The following is a 12,047-nucleotide window of genomic DNA, read 5'->3' on the forward strand; positions in this document are numbered from 1 at the left end:
TCGCTTATTCGTATGGTTTAAAAGTGGAAAAAATATTATTGCGGCGGCTTAAGATCCTCGATAGAATCAATCGGCACATAGGATGGAACGACAAGCCCGGACATAACGCCAGTCATGCTGGTTCCGATGTCATCCACCTTATCCTTGTATTGAGCCCAATAATCAGCATGCGTCAATGGAAGCCAAGCGGCAGCAGTAGCATCTACACTTCCGCCGGCCACGCCAGTCCACATTGGGCCGATTTCCACTTGCAGGGCTGTTACTTTATAGCCCAATTTTTGTTCCAATACATATTTCAATACGTTCGTACTGGCAATTTCAGAATCCCAAGCAGCGTAGCTCAGCTTCAAAGGATCACCGTTGACGGGCTGTAGGCCCTTGATCCATTCCTGAACCTTGTCAGGATGTTTATCAGCCCAGTTCTTGGCAGCCTGTTGTGGGGCAGTACCGTCCTGAATCGCGATCATCACTTCACCCATATCTTCAGCAGTCCACTTAAATCTGCTTAGAAATTCATAAGCCACTGGAGCATCCTGCTTCAAGCCTTTGCGGGCGATGGTATGAATTTCTTCCTTATCACCGTACGCTTTTTTAGGATCTTTCAAGTATTTTAAATCATATTTATTAAACATCCAGTGAGGAGTCCAACCTGTTACGACGATAGGCTGCTTGGCTTTGATAGCTTTATCCAGTGTAGCGGTCATAGCAGCTCCAGAGCTTTCAAGCAGCTTCCAGTCGGATAAGCCATAGTCATTCATAGCTTTAGCGGTCAGCTTCATTAGTCCGGCTCCAGGGTCGGTACCGACAATGCGGTAGCCGACCTCTTTGCCAAAGTCCCCAGTTGTGGCGGAAGCCGGAGCCGCTTCGGCTCCGTTATCCTGCAAATCAGTAATCGATTTAACATCCATGTAAGCTGGAACGACTAATCCGGTTTTAACACCACTCATATTAGCCCCAAGATCGTCGAGCTTATCCTTGTATTTAGCCCAGTAATCCGCGTGGGTTAACGGCAGCCATGCCGCAGGTGAAGCATCTACATCACCACTAGCGACACCCGTCCACATAGGACCTGCTTCCACTTGCAGTGCGGTTACTTTATAACCTAGTTTGTTTTCCAAAATATATTTCAGCAAATTCGTGCTGGCAATTTCAGAATCCCAAGCCACATAACTTAGCTTGAAGGTGTCACCATTGACAGGTTGCAGTCCTTGAGTCCATTCCTGAACCTTGTCGGCATGTTTCTCCGCCCAATCCTTGGCAGCTTGCTCAGGACTGGTTCCGGCTTGAATGGCGACCATCATTTCACCCATATCTTCTGGTGTCCATTTGAAACGTTTCAGAAACTCATAAGCGATAGGAGCATCCTGTTGCAATCCTTTACGGGCAATCGTATGAATACCCTCGGCTTCACCATAAGACTTCTTAGGGTCTTCCAAATATTTGAGATCATACTTGTTGAACATCCAGTGTGGAGTCCAACCTGTAATAATGATCGGTTTTTTCGCTTTAATGGCTTTGTCCAGTGTGGCCGTCATGGCTGCACCGGAACCTTCAACGAGCTTCCAATCAGACAAATTGTAGTCTTGAATTGCTTTGGCAGTCGATTTCATAATGCCTGCCCCGGCATCAATACCGATAATTTTGTAACCGACTTCTTCGCCAACCGGGTTGGCAGCAGCGTTACCTTTGCCAGATGCGGAATGATCCGTACCAACAAAATATTGAGATGCACCAGCGATCAAAATGACAGCTGTAACTGCAGAAGTAATCCATACTTTTTGCTTGCTGGATACGCGGCTTTTGCCTTTTTGCGTAGGTTTAAACAGGTTTTGCGTAAAACGGTCAAGCACAATAGCCAGAACGACAACAGCTAGGCCGGCTTCAAAACCTTTACCGATTTGCAGCTGTGTCACAGCACGGTACACAACAGCACCGATGCCTTCTGCACCGATCATGGAAGCAATAACAACCATGGACAGTGACAGCATGATCGTCTGGTTAATACCAGCCATTAAGGTAGGCAAAGCCAGTGGAAGCTGAACTTTGAACAGCTTTTGCGCAGATGTTGAACCGAAAGCGTCTGATGCTTCGATCAGCTCACCCGATACTTGCATAATCCCCAAGTTGGTCATACGAATGGTTGGGGGGATAGCAAAGATAACAGAAGCGATAACACCTGGTACAACACCTAGGCTGAAAAAGGTAACCGCTGGGAGCAAGTACACGAACGCAGGCATCGTCTGCATAAAATCAAGTAAAGGCGTGATAATGCGTGATGCGGATTTACTGTATGCACACCAGATCCCGATGGGAATCCCGATAACAATGGATACGAGCGCAGACGTGATGACCAGTCCCAGCGTATTCATTGTTTCACTCCAATAGCCGAGATTATCAATTAGCAGGAAGCCGATGACAGTAAACAGCGTAAGCTGAACCCGCCCGATCATAAAGGCGATAATCCCGATAATCACGATGAACACCAGAGGGTGCGGAAGCATGAACAGGCCTGAGAAAAAGCCTACTACAGCTTCTATAATGGAAGAAATAACATTAAACAATCCAGCCAGATGAATACCCATCCAGTCGACAATGGATTGAATCCACTCAGCGATTGGCAGTTTCGGTATCATGGGCATTCACCTCCTTCATAGTGGTAACATCTCCACCAAGTGCGCCGAGCAATGCTCCACGGACGATAACGCCCAGTAGCTTCTGCTTATCATCGACTACAGCCAGCGGCACTTTGGACGAGCTTGTAATTTCAAACAAATCATTAATGACAGTCTCGGCAGGAACCTGCGGTCCGTCAGTGATCAAAATATCTTCAATCTTCAAATTGTTGCGCAGTGCATGCACAGCATCCTCGGCGTTAATAACACCCAGTAGCTTTTTGGTGCGGTCAATGACGAACAAATTGGAAATCCCACGCTCCCGCATCAATTCCAGAGCCACACGCGGACCACGATCCATGGTAATGGTTTCTGGACGAAGCATGACATGAGCAGCCGTCAATACCTTGGACAGATCCACATCCTCGACGAAGCGGGCTACATAAGAGTTAGCCGGTTGGATCATAATTTCTTCCGGTGTACCGATTTGTACGACCGCACCGTCTCGCATCAATGCAATCCGGTCACCAATCCGCAACGCTTCATCCAGATCATGGGTGATAAACACAATTGTTTTCTTCATTTTATCTTGAAGCTCCAACAGCTCATCCTGCATGTCACGGCGAATGAGAGGGTCCAATGCACTGAACGCTTCATCCATCAGGAGCACTTCAGGGTCATTAGCCAGCGCCCGTGCCAGACCGACACGCTGCTGCATACCGCCACTCAATTCATCGGGCATTTTATCGCCCCAGTTTTTAAGACCAACTAGTTCCAGCGCTTGTTGCGCTTTTTCCTGACGCTGTGCTTTTTCTACCTTTTGAATTTCAAGACCATATTCTACATTTTCTAGTACAGTCCGATGTGGGAACAGGGCGAATTTTTGAAAAACCATGCTGATGGTTTTACGACGAACTTCACGAAGTTGTTCTTTGTTCATCTTACGGAGATCTTTGCCGTGGACCAGAATTTCACCGGAGGTAGGCTCAATCAAGCGATTTAGCATTCGCACCAAAGTGGACTTGCCACTGCCCGATAGACCCATAATTACGAAAATTTCACCTTGCTTAATTTCCATGTTGGCCTTATTGACACCAACAGTAATCTGTTTTTCTTTGGCCAACTTTTCCTTGCCCCAGCCTTGCTCCAGGAGCGGAACACCTTGCTCTGCGTGAGGACCAAAGAGTTTGCTGACATTTTTGACTTCCAAAATCGTCATACATACACCTCTTCTTTCTATACTTTGCTTGGTATTAACCCCATGTTGCATTAAGGATTGAGTATAAAAATCATAATTCTGAACATCCTGAACGGTTAATGACAAAATTAATTGTAACAGAAGCATTGCTTACATTTCAAACAAAAAAACTGTTCATAAAGTACGTACAGAAAAAACTGTACAAAGTTTCCTTTGATATGCTCCTTCGTTCTATAGAATGCTCAAACATTCGGAACTTTACAACCGATAGTGCTTTTTTTAAAATAGACAATGAAATATAACCATAAGAAAAAGATTTATGTATATCCATAATTTTAAAAGTTTACTATCATTAGCAATTTTGCGAATTATGATTTTGAACGATCCATGCTGTTGTAATATAGACAGAAGCTTTGTTTTTGAAACATTTCATTTATATTGAAAGATTTCATACATTGCGTCAAAGCTAATCTTTTACGGGTAAATCGTTCATACTAAGTTGTGCAAAATGCTCTAAAATTAGGAGGTTGCAAGCATGAGCTTGTACCAGTTAGGTGATGAGCAGCAGGCTTCGCTGCAAAAAATTCGCAAACGTGTTATAGAAGCTATAGGTAAAAACATGGACCTGTATGGGATCACTTTGTCTGCGGGGCATTTATACGGTTTGCTTTTTTTTGCGGATAAACCGATGACGCTGGACGAGATGGGCCGTGAAATGGAAATGAGCAAAACGAGCATGAGTACAGGAGTTCGAACATTATTGGATCTGAAAATGGTAAATAAGGTATGGAGCAAGGGCTCACGCAAAGACTTGTATGAAGTCGAATATGACTGGCATCAAACCTTCACTGACTTCTTCGCTATTAAATGGAGAAAAGCGGTAGAAACAAATTTACTGGTGCTGCGCAAAGCCATAGATGAGCTGGACAGATTGATGAATCAGGGTGAAGAGTACGAGGAATTTAAGGCGATTCTTCAGCAAGACCGATTGAAAATGAAGCAGGCCGTCGCTTATTATAAGTGGCTAGACCGACTAATTGACTCTATGGAAAGCGAAGAAATTTACAAGCTGATTCCCAAAGAAGAAGTTCGGGATTAATCGTTATTTCCCTATCTTGTTTATAAAAATGCCGGAGCGCAAAAGTGCTTCCGGTATTTTTTGGTTTGGCCGTGTGCAAAGGGTATAATAGAGATATGTAAAGATTGATATTATACCGTTGTGTTGAAGATACGAAATAAAGGAGGCTTCATGATGGAGAGTATTACAGTACATACTCGTTTAGGTCAATTACGTGGGGAAACGGGGAATGGATATCATGTATGGAAAGGTATCCCATATGCACAGCCTCCTGTTGGAAAACTACGTTTTCACGCGCCCCAGCCTTTGGAGTCTTGGGAGGGTGTACGGGCTGCGACGAGTTTTGGGCCAATCTGTCCGCAACCTATGCCATCCGCTGAAAGCATGACTGGAAATCTGGTGGAACCGCCTAAGCAGTCAGAGGATTGCTTATACCTGAACGTTTGGACACCTGCTTCGAAGGCACCTGAGAAGGGACGCCCGGTGATGGTGTGGATTCATGGCGGTGCCTTTGTCACGGGGTCCGGGATTATACCTTTATATGACGGGGAACGCATGGCGAAGAGTGGCGATGTTGTGGTTGTTACGATCAATTATCGATTAGGGCCGTTAGGATTTTTGCATCTGACTCCAAAGGGAGATGGCCTGACCTCTAATGCGGGACTGCTGGATCAGATCGCTGCGCTGGAATGGGTTAGGGATCACATCTCTGCCTTTGGCGGTAACTCGGACGAAGTAACGGTGTTCGGTGAATCGGCAGGGGCGATGAGTATTGCCGCTTTATTGGCGATGCCAGCAGCTGAGGGACTGTTCCAGCGTGCGATTTTGCAGAGTGGTGCGTCGCAGGTATTGTCAACTTCACAGGCTGAACAAGTGACGGCTGTGTATCTGCAGCAGCTGGGTGTGGACACTCAGCATCCAGAACGGTTGTTTACGCTGCCGACAGATGCGCTGATGCTAGCTATGGCGAAGACGCATGAAGTCATCGGACCAGGGATGGCGATGATCTATCAACCTGTCGTGGACGGTGTGACCTTGCCAGATGTACCGCTGTCTGCAATCGCGCAAGGTTCAGCAAAGCAGGTATCCGTTTTGATTGGAACGAACTTGCATGAGGGGGCCTATTTCATCCGAAAAGAATCCCATCTAATGAACAAGTCAACAGCGAGTCAGGCATTGGAGATGATGACGGGCATGTCAGACATCGGCGACCTGATAGAACCATTTCCGGTTACGATTGAGGGACAGGCGCAAATGTTGACTGATCTATTTTTTTGGCGTCCTGCGTTGGCTCTTGCTGTTGCGCAGTCGGCGCATACGCCTGTATGGATGTATCGTTTTGATTGGACATTGCCGGGGCATCCTACCTTTGGACAAGCGGTTCACGGTGCCGAAATTGCGTTTGTTTTCGATAATCTGGAGCTGCTAGGTAAGCTTGGATTAGAGATTCAACCGTCGATGCAGAAGCTGGCTCAAGCTATGCAGCAGGCATGGGTTGCTTTTGCACGTGATGGGAAGCCTGTGCTGTCGGAGGCGGCTTGGCCAATGTACGACAGGGAAGAGCGGACTACAGCTATTTTCCATCAGGATATTAAGGTAGAGCACGACCCCGAAGGAGATAGACGCCGTCAGTTAATCGGTCAGATGACCCTATAAGTAGACAAGAGAGAGAGCATCCTAAGAACTCTAATGTAAAAAGCCTTCGCCCGTAATTTGTATACGGACGAAGGCTTTTGTTAGTCATAAGATGTATTGCTGTTCATTCTTACTTGCATGAAATTGCAACGATGCAATGTGTAAGTTAAATCTTAAATCGCTTAACCAGCTGTTGCAAATCCTGCGCCATGTTGGACAACTCCTGAGACGAAGATGCGATTTCCTCCATGGCCGCCATTTGCTCCTGAGCGGCAGCAGATGTTGTCTGTGAACTGTCCGCTGAATTGCGAGACAGACTTGCCAAATGGGTGACAGTAGCGGAAACTTCCTCTGTACTGGCTGAGATTTGTTCAGCTGCAGCGGATACACTTTGAATTTGTTCCACGATATGAGATGTAGAGCGTTCAATATTCGTAAATGCACCTTCTGCATCTTGGCTAATACGTAATCCTTCACCTACCTGGTTACGAACATTACCGTTCATGGTAGCGGTGGAGCGTTGAATCAAATCGAGCATCTGAGTAATGATCTGACTGATGGAATCCGCGCTTTCCTTGGATTGCTCAGACAGCTTGCGTACCTCTATAGCGACTACGGCAAATCCACGCCCGGCTTCGCCTGCTCTGGAAGCTTCAATAGACGCGTTCAGAGACAACAAATTGGTTTGCTTGGCAATAGCGGCAATAGCTGTATTCATCTGCTTCGCATCGTCTGAGAGCTGGGATAGCTCATCCATCAGGCTAGCTGTTTGGCTTACAGCTTCCAGAATACGGTCCATTTGTGTCCGCACATGGCTGATCATTTGACTGCCTTGAGCCACATCATGCTCGGTTTGTCCTGCTGAATCCACGATGGAGCTTGCCGATTCGGCAATGGTGCTGACACCCTTCGCCATTTCTTCAACGGCATTAGCGGTTTGCTCGGACGCCTCGGCGCTGGTGGCTGCATTTTCCGCGGATTCCATAACCGTTTCCGCTACGTGTTGTACGGACTCCGTCGTTTGCTCTGTGCTTTCCTTGATCATCAGAGAAGAGGAAGCAAGTCGGGAGGACGTTTGATTGACCTCGGAAACCATCGTATGCAAGGAATGCGTCATCTGGTCAAAATTCTGTGCCAGTTCGCCGAACTCATCCTTGCTGGATAGATTAACACGTTCGGTCAGATTTCCGTCACGGACGATGCGTGTTCCTGCTTGCAGCTTGCGCAGCGGAATTAAGAACGAGCGGACCATAAGCACAATGATGATTGCAGCGGCAAGTATGGAAATGACAATCACAATCAGGCTTTGCTTCAGAATCGGTTGGGCTGCATCACTGTAATCCTCCAGATCCGACAGTGCGACAATGCTCCAACCGGTGAGAGGGTCCTTAAGTGTAAAGGCCAGCATATCTCGATTCATAAATTGAATTTGCGACATGGAAGGAGTATCATTTTCGACGGTTGTCGCCACTTCGGGAAGTCCCTCTATGGCGTCAGCAGGTTTTTTGCCTGCCTTGTTAAAGGCTGTTCCAGTCCCAGATACAACTTTATGTTCAGAATCAACAATAATGAGTCCTCCGCGTTCACCAATCTTGACAGACTGCAGACTTTCACCCATTTTGTCCAGATTCAAAGCCAATGAAACAGCTCCTTCACCGTCCTCCAGCGTTCCCGATATATTAACGACTAAATTCCCTGTCGTGACGCTGGCAACTGGAACACCGACGAATACCTTGCCCTTTTCCAGCATTGCATTTTTGTACCATTTTCTCTCCCGGGGGTCATAATCGTCCTCCTGTTTTTTCGGCGAACGTATGTATTGCCCTTTCGCATTGCCGAGAAGCGCGGCATCTAGCTCGGGATGAGCCTTGACGATGACATCCAACTTTTTCTGAAGGGCCTCTTGGTTGGTACCAATGGAATCAGATTTGATTTCAGTGGTAAGCACGTCCAGATCTTTCATAATGGGCGCTACATACTGATTGACATTGCTTCGGATCAGATACAGATTCGTATATACGGAACCGCCCATTTGCTGACTGAGTTGTGTCGTAGCCCCCTGATAGGAAAAGTACCCGATAAGTACGCTCGGAATCAATAACACAGCCAAAAAAGATATTATTAATCTTGTCCTCATTAAATAAAACTGCTTGAGAAACCTGTTCCACCACGGAACTGTTTGTTTTGTTTTAGTCATAGTTATTGCTCCTCTGTGTCTGATGATCACTACATTGTTTTATTCGACAGAAACCGACGAATTTTATAGATGTAATCTTTGAGAAACGAGGAATAATTGCATGTTTTAGACACTTTTTTCGGAAAATAGGTCTAAAGAACTATGATTTATATGAATACGAATACATAAAAAGCCAAATCAGAGATGCAAAAGCATCTTCACGATTTGGCTTGGGTGAGTCATGAAAGGGACATTGAACTGTTAATTTTTTTGCTGACGTGAAATCATAAAGAGCGTAATCCAGATGAGCATAAAACCAGTCAATTGCGCTACAGTGACAATTTGCTGAAATGCGATCCAGTTAATCACGACACCAACCATGGGGAAGCTTAATTCTGCCATCGTAGCATAAGACGCTTTGGTCGTACTTAAGCCTTTGTAATACAACAATAAGCTAAGAAGACCCGGAAGCAATGCCTGCAATAGCAGATTGATAATCACAGCTGCGCCCGCCCATGTACCGGCAGGCATATTCCATGGCGCATGCTCTACGGAGGTGAGGACAATCAGCAGAGGGAGCGCGACCATGAAGCGGAGGGAGGTTACCGTTTCATATTTCATTGAACGAAGCAAGTAACTTCCCATGACTGTCGAACCGCCCCACAGAACTGCTGCACCGAGTGCAAGTAGACTACCGACCTGGACAAAATCACGAACATGTCCGAAGGGGAGCGACCAACCGAAGGTCAGAAGATACGTCCCGAACAGAGCGACGACAATTAATAATCCAAAATGACGCGGCAACATTTCCTTCAAAATAATACGAGCTAGAATAATAGCGACCAAGGGTTGAAGCTTCTGGAGTAAGAGTACAGCATTCAAATCACCATTGCTGAGTGCCATGGTGAAAATTACGCTGGCCAGAGCCGAGCCACCCCACGAGACGAACAAAATAGCGAAAACTTGACGAAGCCGTACCGCTTTGAGCTCCTCACGATGCTTCCACAACATCGGTGTCAGAGCGAGGAAAAGCAGCACATGCTCCATTAGTACAATTTGTGTTGAAGTAAATGACTTTAACAAAATAATACGAAACAGCGGGTCTGCGCCCCACAAGGCTGCTCCAATTGCGACCAGCCAAAAACCACTTTTCATGTGGGAGCTACGATCAAAACCTTTGGATGTTAGTACAGTAGAAGATTGACTCATACTCAATTAGCTCCTTGCGAATACAGGACCGGTGGCACAAAAACCCCCGTCCATGGCGAAAGGCCATGCAAGACGGGGGTTGATCAAATAAACTTGCCGCTTTATGCAAGTTAAATGAAGTTACTGCAAAACCAATAACGCAGTATTCATCCACTTCGCGGCATGTTGATATTTCGATCTTCTTCCATCCGGACTTTACCGTCGGCTTTGGCATCTCACCAAATCAGTCCGTATCCTGTTGCCAGATACAGAGTCGCGGGCTTAGCTCCATGAGCCATACCGCCGGTTGGGAATCTCACCCTACCCCGAAGATCCTTATTCCGTTTTTAATTTCTCCTATAGGATATACCTGTTTTAGAATGAAGTCCAGTGAAAAATGTGTGTATATCGAACAATGATTTTCATCTGTTTTTTGAAAGCGCTCTACGAAATTACATATTACGAGGTAATATCCTTATACTCAATACGTCGAATCGCCGCATAAGCCACAAGCATTCCCAGTATAGAGAAGCCGATTTGCACGGGGGCTATGGAGCTAAGTGTAGCGCCGTTATTATTGGAGAAAAGCAATGCTACAATCAGGATTGAGGTCACAATGGTGGTGGGTACAGAGTATCTTCGCATCCCCATATACAGCGGAACCAGTCCCATAAAGCTGGCAGCAACGGCATTGATTAACGTCCGTGCTGATTGTTGCCCCAGTATGGAAAGAGTAAGGTTATCCGGTACAATCAAAACAAACTGGTTGAGCAGATGAATAGCAGCCGTAATGATTATTTCCGAAATAATAATGGACAAGAACGTGAACAGTAATACGACCAAGAGTTTGGCGATCATCAGCTTTTGACGATGAATCGGATACATGAACAAGATCGTAATCGATTTGGACTTAAATTCCCCGACGATAAAGCGGCATAGGAGAACGGAAGCAAACACAATAAATGTAGCTCTTACAAAATTATCTATTAGATCCAATAGTTGAGTGTACTGTGTGAATTCAGGTATTCCTTCACTTTGACTTTCCAGCGCAATAACACAGAGCAGCCCAAGAATGCATGCATTGGCGATCAGTGCTGAACGGATATAACCCGTCAGATGAAATTTTTTCAGCTCCAACTGCATCAATTTAAGCATGGAGATCACCTCCGTTTAACAGGCGAAAAAAGTAGTCTTCCAGCGTGCTGCTTTTCTGATGAATGGAATCCACCTCTATATCATTTAAGATGAGCGTCTTCGTAATTTGTTTCTGCGGTACATTTGTATCGTAAATACGTATACTCTGTTCATTTATCACCTTTATATTATTCAGGCTCAAATGATGGGAGAGGACGTAGGCCGCCTTCTTACAATCGTTGGTCGTAAATTCGATGTATTCCGTATTGGTTTCCCGCACCTGCTCCATCGATACTTCCTCAATCAGTCGTCCGTGATTAATCACGCCTACCGTATCCGCAATCTGCTCTATTTCCGCTAAAATATGACTGGACACGAGCAGGGTCATCCCATATTCCTTGCATAGCATGTGGAATAGTTGGCGGATTTCCTTGATTCCCACTGGGTCCAGACCATTAATGGGTTCATCCAAAATGAGTAACTCTGGCTTAGTCGCAATAGCGCGCGCAATCCCGAGACGTTGTTTCATTCCTAGCGAAAAATCCTTTACCGGCTTGTCATCTACATTTCGCAAATTCACTAATTCCAGGGCATCCCGAACAGCCTGCTTATTATAGTAGCCCATATATTCACAATGAAGTTCGAGATTTTGCTGTGCCGTCAGCCTGTCATAAAAAATCGGGTATTCAATAATTGAACCCATCCGTCCGAGCAGATGATACGACTTCGGCGTTAATTTTTCACCGAATAATTCAATTTCACCCGATGTCGGCTTGAGCAGATTCGTAATCATTTTCATTATCGTCGTCTTGCCTGCCCCGTTAGGACCGAGAAAGCCATAGGTTTCTCCCTTGCGCACATTCATACTGACTCCCGCTACAAGTTCGTTGCCCTTCAGGGCCTTGGTCAACTGATGTGTACGTATTACGTAAGTCATGGGTGTTCTCCCTTCGTATACTGCTGATAATTCAAGGATAAAGGGCGAAATGTTCATTTTTCTTTCGTGATTCTTACAAATTTATTAAG

At 45.8% G+C, this 12,047-nt stretch carries 8 protein-coding genes and 1 riboswitch; of the genes, 2 read left to right on the forward strand and 6 right to left on the reverse strand.

Annotation, left to right across the window (positions count from 1 at the left end; genetic code table 11):
- Positions 1 to 35 precede the first annotated feature (35 nt).
- Complete coding sequence (locus ACM1ND_RS06680) at positions 36 to 2,633, reverse strand: glycine betaine ABC transporter substrate-binding protein (RefSeq protein ID WP_023987579.1); 2,598 nt, start codon at positions 2,631 to 2,633, stop codon at positions 36 to 38.
- The gene (locus ACM1ND_RS06685) at positions 2,608 to 3,831 is read right to left on the reverse strand and encodes a quaternary amine ABC transporter ATP-binding protein (protein ID WP_028543061.1); all 1,224 of its coding nucleotides are present in this window, start codon (positions 3,829 to 3,831) and stop codon (positions 2,608 to 2,610) included. The genes ACM1ND_RS06680 and ACM1ND_RS06685 overlap by 26 nt, the downstream gene beginning before the upstream one ends.
- Positions 3,832 to 4,345: 514 nt before the next feature.
- Here ACM1ND_RS06685 and ACM1ND_RS06690 point away from each other — a divergent pair.
- Positions 4,346 to 4,909 carry a GbsR/MarR family transcriptional regulator gene (locus ACM1ND_RS06690; protein WP_023987581.1) on the forward strand — a complete coding sequence of 188 codons (564 nt, stop codon included), beginning with the start codon at positions 4,346 to 4,348 and terminating at the stop codon, positions 4,907 to 4,909.
- A gap of 153 nt (positions 4,910 to 5,062) precedes the next feature.
- Positions 5,063 to 6,544, forward strand: coding sequence for a carboxylesterase/lipase family protein (locus tag ACM1ND_RS06695; protein ID WP_076294987.1), 1,482 nt, complete (start codon positions 5,063 to 5,065; stop codon positions 6,542 to 6,544).
- A gap of 145 nt (positions 6,545 to 6,689) precedes the next feature.
- Here ACM1ND_RS06695 and ACM1ND_RS06700 read toward each other — a convergent pair whose 3' ends face one another.
- The 4 genes from ACM1ND_RS06700 to ACM1ND_RS06715 all read right to left on the reverse strand — a co-directional run bounded on the left by ACM1ND_RS06700 (position 6,690) and on the right by ACM1ND_RS06715 (position 11,958).
- Positions 6,690 to 8,720, reverse strand: coding sequence for a methyl-accepting chemotaxis protein (locus ACM1ND_RS06700; protein ID WP_053324890.1), 2,031 nt, complete (start codon positions 8,718 to 8,720; stop codon positions 6,690 to 6,692).
- A gap of 240 nt (positions 8,721 to 8,960) precedes the next feature.
- Positions 8,961 to 9,908, reverse strand: a complete 948-nt coding sequence (locus tag ACM1ND_RS06705; protein WP_023987584.1) for a DMT family transporter — start codon at positions 9,906 to 9,908, stop codon at positions 8,961 to 8,963.
- 172 nt (positions 9,909 to 10,080) lie between these two features.
- Positions 10,081 to 10,225, reverse strand: a riboswitch (FMN riboswitch).
- A gap of 121 nt (positions 10,226 to 10,346) precedes the next feature.
- Positions 10,347 to 11,042, reverse strand: coding sequence for an ABC transporter permease (locus ACM1ND_RS06710; RefSeq protein WP_069080825.1), 696 nt, complete (start codon positions 11,040 to 11,042; stop codon positions 10,347 to 10,349).
- A complete protein-coding gene (locus ACM1ND_RS06715; protein WP_053324891.1) occupies positions 11,035 to 11,958 on the reverse strand; it encodes an ABC transporter ATP-binding protein in 924 nt (307 codons plus the stop codon). Before ACM1ND_RS06715 ends, ACM1ND_RS06710 begins: the two co-directional genes overlap by 8 nt.
- Positions 11,959 to 12,047: the final 89 nt, after the last annotated feature.

Source organism: Paenibacillus sp. JJ1722 (genome assembly GCF_048282685.1).
Lineage (GTDB): Bacteria > Bacillota > Bacilli > Paenibacillales > Paenibacillaceae > Paenibacillus > Paenibacillus polymyxa_B.